This is a genomic window from Leucobacter sp. HNU (genome assembly GCF_047946755.1).
Lineage (GTDB): Bacteria > Actinomycetota > Actinomycetes > Actinomycetales > Microbacteriaceae > Leucobacter.
In genome coordinates, this window is the sequence record NZ_CP178837.1 from 2,765,030 (window position 1) to 2,780,350 (window position 15,321).

Below are 15,321 nucleotides of genomic sequence, written 5' to 3' on the forward strand. Positions count from 1 at the left end.
CGATCCGCTGGTTGAGCGAGCTGGCGAGTCGAAACCGAGGATCCTTGGTTTCGACTCGTTCCTCGCTCAACCAGCAGCGCGGATCGGTTATCCCTTGGCTCGTGCGAGCAGATCCGCTCGCGGGTTCTCGTCGGGTTCGACGGCGCGGAAGGCTTCGAGCGCCTCCTTCGCCGCGTCCGAGAGGTGCGCGGGCACGACCACCTGGACTTCGGCGAGCAGGTCGCCGGTGCCCTTCGAGGACTGCACGCCGCGTCCCTTGACGCGCAGCACGCGTCCGCTCGGGGTGCCCGGCTGCACCTTCAGCTTGACGGTCGGACCGCCGAGCGTCGGCACCTCGACCGTCGCGCCGAGGGCGGCCTCGGTGAAGGTGACGGGGAGCGAGAGCCGCAGGTTCTGACCGTCGCGCTCGAACACGGGGTGCGAGCGCACGTGCACGGTCAGGATGATGTCGCCGGCGGTGCCGCCGTCGGGACTGGGCTCGCCCTTGCCGCGGACCTTGATCTTCTGCCCGTCGGAGACCCCGGCCGGGATCTTGACCTTGACCTGCCCGCTCGGAGCCTGCAGCGTCACGGTGTTGCCGCGCACCGCCGTCTCGAAGTCGAGCGTGGTCGAGGCGGTGATGTCACGGCCCCGCTGGGGACCGCGCGGTGCGCCGCCCCCGCCGAACATGCTGAAGATGTCCTCAAAGCCCTGCGGGCCGCCCTGCTGATAGCTGAAGTTGCGGCCGCCGGTCGCGCTGTGCCCGCCCTGCTGGCCGAACATGCCTCCGAAGATGTCCTCGAAGCCCTGCCCGCCCGAGGTGAACCGCGCCGACCCCGTGCCCATGGCGCGGATCTGGTCGTACTCGGCGCGCTGCTCCGAATCGGAGAGCACCGAATACGCCTCGCTGATCTCCTTGAATCGGGCCTCGGCCGCGGTATCGCCCGGATTCGAATCCGGGTGGTACTTGCGGGCGAGCTTGCGATAGGCCTTCTTCAGATCCGCTTCGCCGACGTCCTTCGCGACGCCGAGGATCTGGTAGAAGTCCTTCTCGAGCCAGTCTTGACTTGCCATCAGCCCCCCACAGCCACGGCCACCTTGGCGGGCCGCAGCTCGACATCGCCGATCCGGTAGCCGCGCTCGATCACGTCGAGCACCGTCTCCGACTCGGTGCCGGGAACCGGCACCTGGGCGATGGCCTCGTGCAGCTGCGGGTCGAAGGGCTCGCCCTTCTCACCGAAGCTCTCGAGGCCGAGGCGCTCGAAGGTGGATCGGATCTTGGTCGCGATCGTGGCGAACGCGGAGCCCTCTTCGAGGTCCCCGTGCTGCTCGGCGCGGTCGAGATCGTCGAGCACCGAGAGCATGGGCAGCACGGCGGCGGCCGTGGCGCGCTGCTTCTCGATGGCCGCGTTGGCCTCGGTCCGCTTGCGGTAGTTCGCGTACTCCGCGGTGATCCGACGCAGGTCCTCCAGGTACGGATTCTCGGCCTCGGCCGCCGCACCCGGATCCCCGGCCGCGGACGCGTCCTGCTCGGTCGACAGGATGTCGTCGACCGTCAGATCCTCGTCCTGCGGCGCGGGGCCGGAGGCGTTCGCCTCCGGCCCCGCAACGGGAACCTCGTCGCCGGGCTGGTCACCCTGGGGCGTGCGCTGCTCCTCGTTCGTCATCGTTACTTCTTCTCCTCGTCGTCCTCGACGACCTCGGCGTCCACCACGTCCTCGTCGTTCGACTCGGGAGCGGCGGTGCCGGCCTCGGGGGCGGCGTCCTGCGCCGACTGGTAGATCGCCTGGCCGAGCTTCTGCTGGCTCTCGCCGAGCTTGTCGGCGGCGGTCTTGACCGCGGCCTCGTCGTCACCGGCGAGCGCCTGCTTCAGCGCGTCGAGATCGCCCTGCACCTCGGTCTTGACGTCCTCGGGCAGCTTGTCCTCGTTCTCCGAGATGAGCTTCTCGACCGAGTAGGCGAGCTGCTCGGCGTTGTTGCGGACCTCGGCGGCCTCGCGGCGCTTCTTGTCCTCGGCGGCGTGCTCCTCGGCCTCGCGCACCATGCGGTCGATGTCGTCCTTCGAGAGGCTCGAGCCGCCCGAGATCGTGATCGTCTGCTCCTTGCCGGTGCCCTTGTCCTTCGCCGACACCTGGACGATGCCGTTGGCATCGATGTCGAAGGTGACCTCGACCTGCGGCACGCCGCGCGGAGCCGGCGCGATGCCGGTCAGCTCGAAGGTGCCCAGGTTCTTGTTGTCGCGGGTGAACTCGCGCTCGCCCTGGAACACCTGGATGGCGACCGACGGCTGGTTGTCGTCGGCGGTGGTGAAGGTCTCGCTGCGCTTGGTCGGGATCGCCGTGTTGCGCTCGATGAGCTTCGTCATGATGCCGCCCTTGGTCTCGATGCCGAGGCTCAGGGGGTGACGTCGATGAGGAGGACGTCCTTGCGCTCGCCCTTCAGCACGCCGGCCTGGAGGGCGGCGCCGACGGCCACGACCTCGTCGGGGTTGACGCCCTTGTTGGGCTCACGGCCGCCGGTGAGCTGCTTGACCAGCTCGGAGACGGCGGGCATGCGGGTCGAGCCGCCGACGAGCACCACGTGGGCGATGTCGGAGACCTTGACGCCGGCCTCGGCGATCACGTCGTTGAAGGGCTTGCGGGTCCGCTCGAGCAGATCCTTGGTCAGCTCCTCGAACTTGGCGCGCGAGAGCGTCTCGTCGAGGTTCGCCGGGCCGTTCTCGGTGAGCGAGAGGTACGGCAGCTGGATCTGGGTGCTCATCGAGTTCGAGAGCTCCTTCTTGGCCTGCTCGGCGGCCTCCTTGAGGCGCTGCAGGGCGATCTTGTCGTTCGCGACGTCGACGCCGGTCGACGACTTGAACTGCTGGATCAGCCACTCGACGATGCGCTGGTCCCAGTCGTCGCCGCCGAGGCGGTTGTCGCCGGCGGTCGCGCGGACCTGGATGGTCGAGAAGTCGTCGTCCTTGCCCACCTCGAGGAGGGAGACGTCGAAGGTGCCGCCACCGAGGTCGAAGACGAGGATCAGCTCGTCCTCCTTGCCCTTGTCGAGGCCGTAGGCGAGCGCCGCGGCGGTCGGCTCGTTGATGATGCGGAGCACGTTGAGGCCCGCGATCTCGCCGGCTTCCTTGGTGGCCTGGCGCTCGGCGTCGTTGAAGTAGGCGGGGACGGTGATGACCGCGTCGGTCACCTTGTCGCCCAGGTAGGTCTCGGCGTCGCGCTTCAGCTTCATGAGCGTGCGCGCGCTGATCTCCTGCGGGGTGTACTTCTTGCCGTCGATCTCGGTGGTCCAGTCGGTGCCCATGTGGCGCTTGACCGACGCGATGGTGCGGTCGACGTTGGTGACGGCCTGGCGCTTGGCGGTCTCGCCGACGAGCACCTCGCCGTCCTTCGTGAACGCGACGATCGAGGGGGTGGTGCGGAAGCCTTCGGCGTTGGCGATGACCGTGGGCTCGCCGCCCTCGAGGACCGCGACGACGGAGTTGGTGGTGCCGAGGTCGATACCGACTGCACGTGACATGTGCTCTCCTTGCTGTTGGTGCGGCGGCCGTGGGCCGCCCGGTTCTGGTGATTCTGCTCCGGGATCGCCCTGGATCCCGAATCCGGTGCGAGCTCAGAAGGTTGAGTCGCTTGTGCTCAAGTTTATCGGGTTCGCGGGCCCCGTCAACCTCGTGCGGGTGAACTTGAGTCGAACACACTCAACTCTCAGCTTCGCTCGTTCCTGCCCCTCGGGCCTCGCTCGCAGTACGCTGTGGCCCATGCCCGAGCTCGATCTCAGCCCCCTCACGGGTCCCGAGGACGGCACCGCCGCGCGCGAACTCTCGGCCGAGATCGATCGCCGTCACGGGCAGACGAAGGCCGGCGCCGCGATCGGGACCGGCTGCGCGCTTCTCCTCGTGATCGTGCTCGGCCTCGGCCTCGCCGCCGCGTTCGCCATGGGCGCGCTCAGCGGTGGTTCGGCCTGGTGGCTCCTCCCCGCGGTCGCCGTCGCGATCCTCACCGGCGGGCTGTGCGTCTTCGTGCTGCGCGGCGCGATCCGGCAGAGCCGCGCGCTGCCCGACCAGCGCTGGCGCATCACCGGCTTCGCCGCGGCCAACGGCCTCGAGCTCGTCGAACGCGAGGCCGATCCCCCGCCGTCGGGTCGGTGATCGGCCGGGGCAGCAAGAATCAGCGCCTCGAGGAGTGCTGCGCTGGCCGGACCGATCGATCGAGGTCGGCGAGTACCACGCCACCGACGTCGGATACCGCGGGATCGAGTCGCCCGTGAGCTTCGGCTATGCCAGGATCGCGCTCGGCGGCTCGGCCCCGCCGTTCCTGCTCGACGCGAAGTCGAACAATTCGATGATCGACGGCGGGAGCATCGCCGGGTTCGTCGACATGCGCGAACCGACCCGTCTCCGAGCCGCGAACGGGGACCGATTCACCCTGTGGGCGTGGAAGCGCGACGGCGAGCGCGCCGCCGCGTTCGTCGACTCCGAGCTGCTCGACCTGCTCGCAGAGCGCCCCGTCGATCTCGAGGTCCTCGGAGCAGAGGCGTTCCTCTACTCGCCCCGCCTGTTCCCGGTCACCGATCCCGGGCTGTGGCCCTGGCTGCTCTCGGTCGCGGAGGCGCTCCGGGCGCGAACCCCCGGCGTTTCCCCGCAGGCGCTACCCTGAGCGCATGATCGCCCCGAATACGGCCGCAGGCGCCGAGGCCGACACCGACCTCCCCGCCGTGCGCAAGCGCACGGTCTTCGCCTGGTCGCTGTGGGATTGGGGGTCGGCCTCGTTCAACGCGGTCGTCACCACGTTCGTCTTCAGCGTGTACCTCACGAGCGAGTCGTTCGGTCCCGAGCAGGAGGTCTCGGCGAAGCTCGGCACCGCGCTCCTCATCGCCGGCGTCGTCGTCGCGCTCTTCGCGCCCGTGATCGGGCGCCTCTCGGACGCCGCCGGCCGGCGCAAGACCTGGCTCGGGATCAACACCGCGATCGTGGTGGCCTGCACCGCGCTGATGGTGCTCGTCGCCCCCGCCGAGCAGTACCTCATGCTCGGCCTCGTGCTGCTCGCGGTCGGCAACGTCGCCTTCGAGTTCGCGAGCGTCAGCTACAACGCGATGCTCAGGCAGATCTCCGACAACCGCAACGTCGGCAAGATCTCGGGCTTCGGCTGGGGCATGGGCTACCTCGGCGGCATCGTGCTGCTCGCGATCCTGCTGGTCGGCTTCATCTTCCCCGACGTCGGCTGGTTCGGGGTCACGAGCGAGGGCGCGTGGAACATCCGCGTCGCCATGGTGCTCGCCGCCGCCTGGTTCGGGATCTTCGCCGTGCCGGTCTTCTTCGCGGTGCCCGAGATCCCCGTCGCCGCCGAGTACCACGGCGCCGGTCGCGGGATCCTGACCGCCTACGCCGACCTGTTCCGCAGCGTGCGGAACCTGTGGCGCACCGCCCGCCAGACCCTCTTCTTCCTCATCGCCAGCGCCGTGTTCCGCGACGGGCTCGCCGGCGTCTTCACGTTCGGCGGCGTGATCGCGGCGCGCAGCTTCGGCTTCGACTCCACCACCGTCATCATCTTCGCCATCGCCGCGAACGTCGTCGCCGGGCTCGCCACGATCCTGATCGGCATGTTCGAGGACCGGATCGGGGCGAAGTCCGTCATGGTCGGCTCGCTCACGCTGATGCTGTTCTGCGGCCTGCTCGTCTTCCTGCTGAACCCGCTCGGCTCCTGGGTGTTCTGGGTGTTCGGGCTCCTGCTGTGCATCTTCGTCGGGCCCGTGCAGTCCGCGAGCCGGTCCTTCCTCGCCCGGCTGATCCCGCCCGGCAAGGAGGGCGAGATCTTCGGACTCTACGCCACGACCGGTCGCGCGGTGTCGTTCCTCGCGCCCGCCGGGTTCACGCTCGCGGTCGCGCTCGGCGGATCCACCATCTTCGGGATCCTCGGGATCGTGCTCGTGCTGATCATCGGCCTGCTCCTGCTGCTGCCCGTCGGGCGGCGCACCACGGTGGCGGCGGGCTGACCGCACGGCCGATCCGCTGCGGCGCGCTCGCGCGAAGCCTCGGAATCACCCCCTCGGATCGGGCCCGATGCGGCCGCCCGGAACGGGTACCCTGGCTGGGTGCCCCGCCCCGAACTCAGCCCCGAGCAGCTCGCCGTCTACGAACGGATCGAGCACACCCGCGAGCACATCTTCGTCACGGGGCGCGCCGGCACGGGCAAGTCGACGATCCTGAACCACCTGGCGTGGAACACGAGCAAGATCATCGCCGTGTGCGCGCCGACGGGCGTCGCCGCGCTCAACGTGGGCGGGCAGACGATCCACTCGCTGCTGCGGCTCCCCACCGGCGTGATCGCCGACCACGACCTCGACCAGCCCGCCGAGCTGAAGAAGATGCTCTCGTCGATCGACACCCTCGTGCTCGACGAGATCTCCATGGTCTCCGCCGACCTCATGGACGCGATCGACCGCGCGCTGCGGCAGGCGCGCGGCAAGAAGCACGACCCGTTCGGCGGCGCGCAGATCATCATGTTCGGCGACCCCTTCCAGCTGCCGCCCGTGCCGCCGCGCGACCCGCACGAGCGCGCCTACTTCAACGACACCTACCGCTCGCTCTGGTTCTTCGACGCGAAGGTGTGGCGCGATTCCCCCATGAGCATCGTCGAGCTCACCGAGGTGCACCGGCAGCGCGACAGCCGCTTCAAGCAGATCCTCGGCGCCGTGCGCCACGGCGTGGTCGACGCGGACATGGCCGGCGAGCTCAACGCCGCGGGCAACCGGCCCGCCCCCGCCGACGCGCTCACCCTCGCGACCACCAACGCCACCGTCAACAGGATCAATCAGGAACGCCTCGCCGGCATCAAGGGCGGCGCGATGCGCGCCGTCGCCGAGGTGAACGGTGAGTTCCGCGAGAACACCTTCCCCGCCGACGAAGTGCTCGAGCTGAAGCAGGGCGCCCAGGTCATGTTCCTGCGCAACGATCCCGACGGGCGCTGGGTCAACGGCACCATCGGCACCGTCTCGCGGGTCTCGGGCACCGTCTGGGTGGAGGTCGACGACGAGGAGTACGAGGTGGAACCCGCCGTCTGGGAGCGGTTCCGCTACCGGTACGACGCCGAGACCAAGAAGCTCGAGAAGGAGGTCGTCGCGGAATTCGAGCAGTTCCCGCTGCGCCTCGCCTGGGCCGTGACCATCCACAAGTCGCAGGGCCACACCTACGATCAGGCCGTGATCGACCTGGGCCCCCGCGCATTCAGCGCCGGGCAGAGCTATGTGGCGCTCAGCCGCGTGCGATCGCTCGACGGGCTCTACCTGCGGCGGCCGCTGCAGCCCCGCGACGTGATCGTCGACCCCAACGTCGTCAGGTTCATGCAGGGGCGGTAGGGGGCCAGGGTCGGGCGCGTTCACCTGTTCCTTCACCCGCGGGAGAGCCCCCGCGTGTTCTCCTTCGAGTGGCGGCAAACGCTCGTAGAGCAGGCCGATTACATCGTTCTGCCACCACTCGGTGGATCTCACCGAGGCTCGGGCGCTCGGTGTGACCCCGGCCACTCTCGCCCACTCGAGATTCGCGCGCCCGCACCATGGAATCGGACGTCTCACTTCACCGCAGTCTGCGCCACCGGGCCGGCCGACCTCTGTCGAGGGCCGGGTCCGGGCCCGGGCAGAGGACTACGCGCCGCTGCTCCGCCGAGAAGAGCGCTTCAGCCATACGAGCGCGCTCCTGCTGCACGGGGCGCCGCTCCGGGCATCCGAAGAACTGCACGTGACCGTTCCGTCGCCGCTCAACCGCTCGACGGGTCGCGGGGTCATCGGCCACCGCACATTGGCGCAATTCGCACCGGTACGGAGCCCGAGCGGCCTCCCGTGCGTGCCGGCTTCCCTTGCGCTGCTGCAATCCGCCGCGATGCTCCCGTTTCTCGAACTCGTGGTCGCCCTCGACCACTTGCGCCGCCCTCGACAGGTTCCCGATGGGGCTTCACTCTCCGAATCAGAAATCGACGATCTCCTCATACGCAGTCGCGCCCGCGGCATCAAGCGACTGCGCGATGCATGGTCGGTGTCTCGGCTCGGCGCGGAATCCCGAATGGAATCCCGCGTGCACGACGTGCTCGCCTCGATGGGCCTCGACGACCTCGAGCTGCAAGCGGACCTCTACGATCGTGCCGGGTCCTGGATCGGACGATTCGACCAGGTCGATCGCACGCGGAGGCGAATCCTCGAGTACGAGGGCAAGCAGCACCGCACAGACCGCCAGCAATATCTCCGCGATCTGACTCGTCTCGACCGCGCTCGGGACGCCGGCTGCAAGATCTTCCGAGCGCACGCCGAGGACTTCCATCCACCACTGCGCGTCAGCCTCGCTCGAAGGTTCGCCGAAGGATGAGCACCCCGGCGTCTACGGCCTCCCCGAGCCGACCCCTCTCTCGAGAGAAGGAGCGTCGGGCCGCGCTAGTTCGCTGCCTTCGCCCGAGCCAGATCGCCGAATACGTCGGTGTTGAAACGGTAGGCGGCACGCACCTCGGCCAGCACGCGATCACGCTCCGCCTGATCGAGCGTCTCACCCAGCGCGTCGAGCTCGGCCCGGTACCGGTCCTTGAACTCAGCGAGATCGCCGAGCGACGAGAAATCGTAGAACGAGATGCCCGCGCGCTCGAAGCCGAACTGCTTCCCCACTCGACGCGCGATCATCTGCCCGCCCGACAGATCGCCGAGGTAGCGGGTGTAGTGGTGCGCGACGAGACCGGGGAGCCAGCCCTCGTCCGCGACCTCACGGATCCGGGCCGCGTACGCCGCGGTCGCGGGAGTGGGTTCGATACGCTCCCGCCAGTCGTCGCCGATCAGGAACACCAGGTCCTCCTCGAGCGCGGCCATGCGCTCGAGGTCGTCCGAGTGGAATCCGGCGAAGCGGGCGTCCTGCTCGAACTTCGCCGCGCTCTCCTCGAGCGCTTCATACATGAAGTAGTGCTGCACGGCGAGCGCGACATAGTCCTCGCGAGTGCCCCGGCCGCGCATGATGCCCTCCATGAACCCGGCACCCTCGCTGTCGGAGTGATCCGACCAGGAACCGCTGCGGATTTCGGCCGAGAACGCCACGGGACCGTCTTGCGCCGGGGCTGGGTGCGGGTTCGAACCGGCGTGCGCCGCGTGGCCGTGGCCGTGGCCGCCCTGAGGATGAGCACCGCCATGGGCCGCGTCTCCCGAGCCGTGCGGATGCTCGGCGCCGCCCTGACCGGGCAGGTGCTGGGGCGCCTCGTGCTCGGCGCGCGGCTCGACGCCGAGGCGCTTGCAGGCCTCGCGATAGAGCAGCACGACCTCCCGTCGGATCTGCGGCCGCTCCGTGATCCGACCAGCGGGCCAGGGCACGCACAGCTCGTGCTCGCCAGCGGCATCCACCACGTTCCAGCAGCCGTGTTCCCCGGTCAGACCCGTCATCGTGCTCGCCGTCGCCTCGGGATACCCGAACGCACGCGCAATCAGCAGGTTGTCGTCGGTGTGGTCGCCGTTCATGTGGCCGATCACACCGGAAATGACGGTCTCGTCGAAATCACTCACTCCGCCATCCTAACTAAGGCTTGCCTAACCCCGCACCTCGGCCACTCCCCCGGCGCGCATCACCGGCCAGGCTCAGCGGCCTCCCGAAAACCAGGCAGTAGAATCGCGAATGTTCTATGCCTGCAAACAGATTGGCGGTCCGGTGATTTCGAAATTCGCTCGACGCTCCCGCATCGCTGTGATCGGTGCCGTCGCCGTCGCAGCTCTCGGCCTCACCGCGTGCACCGGCCAGGGCGCCTCGGGCGGAGCAGACGCGGTGAACACCGTCGACAAGGGACTCTCGGGCAACATCGAGCAGGCGGTCCAGCAGGCCATGAAGCAGAGCGGATCCACCGACGCCATCGTGGGCGTGTGGAGCGGCGACAAGAAGGGCGAGTACCTGCAGTCCTTCGGCTCGGGCAAGCTCGGCGCCGACGCGGCGATCCGCGGTGGGCAGACGACTCAGCCGGCGCTCTGCGCCCTCCTGCTCAGCCTCAACGCCGACGGCACGATCAAGCTCGATCGCGAGGTCTCGAAGGATCTCCCCCGCCAGAAGGGCCTGGAAGGCATCACCTACCAGCACCTGTGCGACGGAACCTCGGGCCTCGCCGATTTCAAGACCGGCATCAGCGACATCTTCGCGAACAACCCGCTCCGTCCGTGGAGCGATCGGGAGCTCCTCGCGAACGGTCTCGTGCGGTCGCCGCTCCCCTGGCCCGGCCAGAACGTCTACATCTCCGACACCGACAGCCTCGTGCTGGCCCGCGCGCTCGAAGAGGTCACCGGCCAGTCCCTCGCGGACCTCCTCAAGGATCGCGTCTACAGCAAGGCGTCGATGGGTTCGACCTACCTCCCGGATCCGAGCGACCTGGCGCTGCCCAGCGGCGGCATGACCGGCCTCACCTATCCCGCGGCGGGCGGCAAGCCCGTCTGCGAGGCGAAGCCCGCGAAACTGAGCAAGATCTCGACCAGCATGCTCAGCGCCGCCGGGGCCTCGGTCACCACGGTCTCGGACCTGAAGAACTTCTACACCGCCTACTTCTCCGGCACGTTCGGCACGAAGAAGGATCAGGAGCTCATCACCAAGACCCAGTCGACCCAGAACCCCGAGCGAGACAAGGACGGGAAGCCGACCAAGGAGGTCGCGCCGGATCCGAACGCGCAGCAGTTCGGCTTCGGCGTCGAGAAGATGGGACCCCTGCTCGGCCGCAGCGGCTCGATCACCGGCGCCATCACCGCCGCCTACCAGGATCCGTCCAGCGGCTACACCGTGGTCGTCACACTGAACAACTCGAGCGCGGGAGCGGGCTTCGCCCGCGCACTGGCCTTCCAGATCGCGGCCCTCTCGAAGGACGCCGGCGCAGGCCCGGACGTCCCCTGGAGCGCCGACGACCAGGCCAAGGCCCTCGCGGGCGCCGCAATCTGCCAGTAGATCGCGGCGGGCGACAACCGCTCAGCAGTCCACGCCCCGGGTTCTGCTAGGCTGAAAAGCGTCGGGTCCGCCCGGCACTGGGGATGTAGTTCAATGGTAGAACTTCTGCTTCCCAAGCAGACAGCGCGAGTTCGATTCTCGTCATCCCCTCCGACACGAGAGCCCCGCCCCGGCGGGGCTCTCGTCGTTTCAGCGGCCGCGCCGCTCCCGGCCGCGCCTTCACCCGCCGCGCCTTCGTCAGCCCCTCACTCCCCGGTCGCGACCGGCAGTCCCGGAGTGTTCGACCACGCGCTCCAGGACCCCGGGAACACCGCGACCTCAAGCCCGATGAGCGCGCCCGCGAGCGCCAGTTGCGCCGCCGTCACCCCCGAACCGCAATAGGCCGCGATCCGCGCCCCGCCCGGCGCTCCGTCCGCACCCGGCATTGCACCCGCATCCGGCGCATGGCCGGGTGCCGCACCCACCGCGGCGAACGCCGCTGCGATCCGATCCGGAGAACGGAAGCGCCCGTCCGGTTCCAGCACCTCCGAGATCGGCAGATTGCGCGCGCCCGGAATGTGCCCCGCGACCGGGTCGATCGGCTCGCTCTCACCCCGGAACCGCTCCGGTGCGCGGGCATCGAGCAGGATCCCGTCCCACTCGGCGACCTGCTCCGCCGAGAGCACGCCCGCTGCGCCGGGCCTCGCGAGCACGACATCGCCCGGCTCGGGCACCACCTCGCCCGGCTCCACCGCCCCACCGACGGCGATCCAGGTTGCGAGGCCGCCGTCGAGCAGCCGCACGTCGCCGATCCCGGCCCGCCGCAGCGCCCACCAGGCCCGCGACGCCGGCAACGATCGCGCATCGTCGTACACGACGACCGTCTGCCCGGCGCGGATCCCCCAACCGCGCGCCGCCGATTCGAGCGCCGCGTCGTCGGGCAACGGGTGCCGGCCGTCCGACGGAGCGCCGTGCCCGGCGAGCTCCCCCTCGAGATCCGCGAACACGGCCCCCGGGATATGCCCGGTCAGGTACTGCTCCCGCCCGTCGGTGGCCCCCAGCCGGTAGCGGACGTCGAGTACACGCGGCGGGGTGTCCCCGGACAGCAGTTCGCGCAGTTCTTCGGCCGAGATGAGGATCGGAGCGGTCATGCATCCATTCTGCGCCCCCGACCACGGCGGCCCACCGTCTCCCAGCGCCCCGACCCCGCCATTCCGTCGGAGATTCGCAGGATTTCGGAGGTCTCAGCCGCAAGCATCCGAAATCGGGCGGATCTCCGAGATCGTGCGAGCACGATCCTCGGTCCGGGCGGGCGGACCGCGAAGCCGGATACGCTGGATCCATGCGCATCGCCACCTGGAACGTCAATTCGATCCGCACCCGAGTCGGCCGGGTGGTCGACTGGCTGGTCCGCGAGGACATCGACGTGCTCGCGATGCAGGAGATCAAGTGCCGGCCCGATCAGTTCCCGGTCGAGGCGTTCGAGCAGGCCGGGTACCGGCTCGAGATCCACGGCCTCAACCAGTGGAACGGCGTCGCGTTCGCGAGCCGCCACGAGATGACCGATGTCGCGCGCGGCTTCGCGGACATGCCGGGCTTCGGCAAGCCGATCGCGGGCCAGGAGGACGTGCAGGGCGAGGGGCCGAACGGCCTTCCGCTCGAGGCGCGCGCCCTCGGCGTGACCGTGGGGGACCTGCGGTTGTGGAGCCTGTACGTCCCGAACGGTCGGGCCCTCAACGACCCCCACTACGCCTACAAGCTCGCCTGGCTCGAGGCCCTGCGCACCGACGCCGAGCGGTGGCTTGCCGAGAATCCGGAGCTGCCGCTCGCGCTCATGGGCGACTGGAACATCGCCCCGCTCGAGGGCGACATGGGCGATCCCTCGTTCGCCGTCGGTCGTTCGACGCACGTCTCGCCCGACGAGCGCTCGATGTTCGCGAGCTTCTCGCCGACCGTCACCGATGTGGTGCGTCCGACCGTTCCCGAGGGCTACACCTTCTGGGACTACAAGGCGGGCCGCTTCCCCAAGGACGAGGGCATGCGGATCGACTTCATCATGGCGTCCGAGGCGTTCGCCGGCGCGGTGACGGGCGCTTCGATCCACCGCCAGGAGCGCACGGGCGATGCCCCGAGCGACCACGTCCCCGTGGTCGTGGACGTGGATCCGGGCCGCCTCGGCGAGTCCTACGAGGACGAGGACGACCTCGATCGTCCCATGTGGTTCTGATCCGACCGGATCGCCGCGCTCCGCGCCTCCGGACGGCGCTCCGCGCCCGCGGAAGACGCTGCGGGGCCGCGGACCGGTCGGTCCGCGGCCCCGCAGTGCGAGTCGCGATCAGCCCTTGATCGCCTCGGCGAGCTTCACCCGGCTGCCGGTGCGCAGGATCGAGTTCTCGTAGATCCGAGCGCCGAGGCCGATGACGAGCGCGATGGTGACGAGGAGGATCGCGATCGCGACCAGCGGCTCCCACCACTCGGCGATGCCGAGGTAGAGGCGCATCGGCATGCCGACGGGCGCCGAGAACGGCACGTAGCTCATGATCCCGAGCACCTCCGGATCGGAGTTGAAGACGATGATCAGCACGTAGGGGATCATCACGAGCATCATCACGGGACTCGTGACCGAGCCGACGTCCTCCTGCCGGGACACGAGCGCAGCGGTCGCCGCGTAGAGCGTCGCGAGCAGCACGAATCCGAACGCGAACAGCACCCCGAACCAGATGAGCGCCGTGCCGAGATCGCCGAACAGCAGGTCCTGGCCGGTGGCGAGCATGCCGAGCGAGGCGAGCGCGATGATCGCGATCACCTGGGCGAGCGCGAGGATGCTGTTGCCGATGATCTTGCCCGCGAGCATGACCCGGGCGGGCACGGTGGCCAGCAGGATCTCGACGATCCGCGTCTGCTTCTCCTCGACCACGCTCTGCGCGATGGTCGTGCCGAACGTCACGGCGCTCATCATGAAGACGATGCCGAAGCCGATCGCGATGAAGTAGGCGAGCATCGGGTTCTTGTCGAGCGGTTCGAGCAGTTTCACCTCGGGCTGCACCGAGAGCAGCTGCACGAGCGACGACGGGGCCGAGTCCTTCGCGAGGACCGTGACGCCGCCCGCTCCGGAACCGCCGGGGACGACCGCAGCGTCGACGTCGCCCGAGCGCACCAGCTTCTCGGCCGCGGACCGGTCGTCGGCCTGCTGGACGTCGAAGCCGGGAGCCTGCTCGAGCACCGCGCCCGCGGTCCCGACGACCGCGACCTTGGTGTCGCCGCCGAGCTTGGAGGCGAAGCCGCCGAGCAGGACCGAGGCGAGCACGAGGAGCAGCAGGATCCCCGTCGAGACGAGGAACGCCTTGCTGCGCACGCGCGTGGTGATCTCTCGCTCGGCGACGAGCCAGGCGAGTCCGACCGAGTTCGCCGGGCCCGGCTGGGCTGCGGCGCGGGGGGCGGTGGTAGTCATCGGATGACCTCCCGGAAGATCTGGGCGAGGGACGGGGTGACGGGCGCGAATCGGGCCACGGGTCCGCGCGCGACAGCGCTCGCCAGCACCGCCTGAGCGGCGTCGGCGGAGGCGTCGAAGCGGGCGAACCTGCCGTCGAGGTGGGTGACCTCGACTCCGGGCTGCTCGCGCACCCAGCCGGCGTCCGCGGTGCCGCCGGCGAGCTCCAGCTCGAACGTCGACCCCGAGTGCTCCGCGCGGAGCGCCTCGCGTGAGCCGGCGGCGCGGATGGAGCCGTCGGCGATCACCACGACGTCGTCGCACAGCCGCTCGACGATGTCGAGCTGGTGCGAGGAGAAGAGCACCGGGGCGCCCTGCGCCGCGAAGTCGCGGAGCACGCCGAGCACGACCTCGACCGCGATCGGGTCGAGCCCCGAGAACGGCTCGTCGAGCACCAGCGCGATGGGCTCGTGCACGAGGGCCGCGGCGATCTGCGCGCGCTGCTGGTTGCCGAGCGAGAGGCTCTCGAGCGTGTCGTTCGCGCGCTCCGAGAGCCCGAGGCGTTCGACGAGGCCCTCGGCCGAGCGCTTGGCCGCCGCCGAGCTCATGCCGTGCAGGCGCGCCAGGTAGACGAGCTGCTCGAGCACCTTCATCTTGGGGTAGAGCCCGCGCTCCTCCGGCATGTATCCGAAGCGGGCGCGATCCCGCTGCGTGATCTCGGCGCCGTCGAGCTCGACCCGCCCCGAGTCGGCGGCGAGCACGCCCAGGATGATGCGCATGGTCGTGGTCTTGCCCGCGCCGTTGCCGCCGACGAAGCCGGTCATCCGGCCCGCCGCGACGTCGAACGCGACGTCGCGCAGCACCCGCCGGTCGCCGAAGCTGCGCGAGATCGAGTGGAGGCTGATCATGGGTTCTCCCTTCCGACTCCCACGCTAGGGATCCCCCGGGGCCCACGCCTCCCCCGCCGGGCTGATCCGGATCCGCCGCCCGGTGGATCCTCGAT

13 protein-coding genes, 1 tRNA gene and 1 pseudogene are annotated in these 15,321 nt (G+C 69.6%); 7 read left to right on the plus strand and 8 right to left on the minus strand.

Annotation, left to right across the window (positions count from 1 at the left end; translation table 11 throughout):
• Positions 1–87 precede the first annotated feature (87 nt).
• The 3 genes and pseudogenes from AB3K78_RS13485 to dnaK form a co-directional block, all read right to left on the minus strand.
• The gene (locus AB3K78_RS13485; protein ID WP_416444037.1) at positions 88–1,053 is read right to left on the minus strand and encodes a DnaJ C-terminal domain-containing protein; all 966 of its coding nucleotides are present in this window, start codon (positions 1,051–1,053) and stop codon (positions 88–90) included.
• On the minus strand, positions 1,053–1,646 hold the full coding sequence (locus AB3K78_RS13490; RefSeq protein WP_416444039.1) for a nucleotide exchange factor GrpE: 594 nt from the start codon (positions 1,644–1,646) through the stop codon (positions 1,053–1,055). The genes AB3K78_RS13485 and AB3K78_RS13490 overlap by 1 nt, the downstream gene beginning before the upstream one ends.
• Before the next feature lie 2 nt (positions 1,647–1,648).
• Positions 1,649–3,495, minus strand: a pseudogene (dnaK, locus tag AB3K78_RS13495) (molecular chaperone DnaK).
• A 238-nt stretch (positions 3,496–3,733) separates the two neighbouring features.
• On the opposite strand from dnaK, the gene AB3K78_RS13500 reads away from it, so the two are divergent.
• From AB3K78_RS13500 to AB3K78_RS13515, 4 genes are all read left to right on the plus strand, one after another.
• Positions 3,734–4,123 carry a hypothetical protein gene (locus tag AB3K78_RS13500; RefSeq protein WP_416444041.1) on the plus strand — a complete coding sequence of 130 codons (390 nt, stop codon included), beginning with the start codon at positions 3,734–3,736 and terminating at the stop codon, positions 4,121–4,123.
• A 34-nt stretch (positions 4,124–4,157) separates the two neighbouring features.
• Positions 4,158–4,631, plus strand: coding sequence for a hypothetical protein (locus tag AB3K78_RS13505; RefSeq protein WP_416444043.1), 474 nt, complete (start codon positions 4,158–4,160; stop codon positions 4,629–4,631).
• 4 nt (positions 4,632–4,635) lie between these two features.
• Positions 4,636–5,967, plus strand: coding sequence for an MFS transporter (locus tag AB3K78_RS13510; RefSeq protein WP_416444045.1), 1,332 nt, complete (start codon positions 4,636–4,638; stop codon positions 5,965–5,967).
• A gap of 99 nt (positions 5,968–6,066) precedes the next feature.
• On the plus strand, positions 6,067–7,329 hold the full coding sequence (locus AB3K78_RS13515) for an ATP-dependent DNA helicase (RefSeq protein ID WP_416444047.1): 1,263 nt from the start codon (positions 6,067–6,069) through the stop codon (positions 7,327–7,329).
• Between the two features lie 604 nt (positions 7,330–7,933).
• On the opposite strand, the gene AB3K78_RS13520 is transcribed toward AB3K78_RS13515, so the two are convergent.
• A complete protein-coding gene (locus tag AB3K78_RS13520) occupies positions 7,934–8,284 on the minus strand; it encodes a hypothetical protein (RefSeq protein ID WP_416444049.1) in 351 nt (116 codons plus the stop codon).
• 110 nt (positions 8,285–8,394) lie between these two features.
• Positions 8,395–9,498, minus strand: coding sequence for a biliverdin-producing heme oxygenase (locus AB3K78_RS13525; protein WP_416444051.1), 1,104 nt, complete (start codon positions 9,496–9,498; stop codon positions 8,395–8,397).
• A 142-nt stretch (positions 9,499–9,640) separates the two neighbouring features.
• On the opposite strand from AB3K78_RS13525, the gene AB3K78_RS13530 reads away from it, so the two are divergent.
• Both AB3K78_RS13530 and AB3K78_RS13535 read left to right on the plus strand, forming a co-directional pair.
• Entirely contained in the window at positions 9,641–10,909 is a 1,269-nt protein-coding gene (locus tag AB3K78_RS13530) for a serine hydrolase domain-containing protein (RefSeq protein WP_416444053.1), read from the plus strand.
• Between the two features lie 79 nt (positions 10,910–10,988).
• Positions 10,989–11,059 (plus strand) — tRNA-Gly (locus AB3K78_RS13535).
• A 95-nt stretch (positions 11,060–11,154) separates the two neighbouring features.
• Here the strand turns inward: AB3K78_RS13535 and AB3K78_RS13540 are convergent.
• A complete protein-coding gene (locus tag AB3K78_RS13540) occupies positions 11,155–12,039 on the minus strand; it encodes a sulfurtransferase (RefSeq protein WP_416444055.1) in 885 nt (294 codons plus the stop codon).
• Positions 12,040–12,230: 191 nt separating this feature from the next.
• On the opposite strand from AB3K78_RS13540, the gene AB3K78_RS13545 reads away from it, so the two are divergent.
• Complete coding sequence (locus AB3K78_RS13545; protein ID WP_416444057.1) at positions 12,231–13,115, plus strand: exodeoxyribonuclease III; 885 nt, start codon at positions 12,231–12,233, stop codon at positions 13,113–13,115.
• Between the two features lie 108 nt (positions 13,116–13,223).
• Here AB3K78_RS13545 and AB3K78_RS13550 read toward each other — a convergent pair whose 3' ends face one another.
• Positions 13,224–14,339: an ABC transporter permease gene (locus AB3K78_RS13550; RefSeq protein ID WP_416444059.1), complete on the minus strand. Its 1,116-nt coding sequence runs from the start codon at positions 14,337–14,339 to the stop codon at positions 13,224–13,226.
• On the minus strand, positions 14,336–15,226 hold the full coding sequence (locus AB3K78_RS13555) for an ABC transporter ATP-binding protein (protein WP_416444061.1): 891 nt from the start codon (positions 15,224–15,226) through the stop codon (positions 14,336–14,338). The genes AB3K78_RS13550 and AB3K78_RS13555 overlap by 4 nt, the downstream gene beginning before the upstream one ends.
• Positions 15,227–15,321 lie beyond the last annotated feature (95 nt).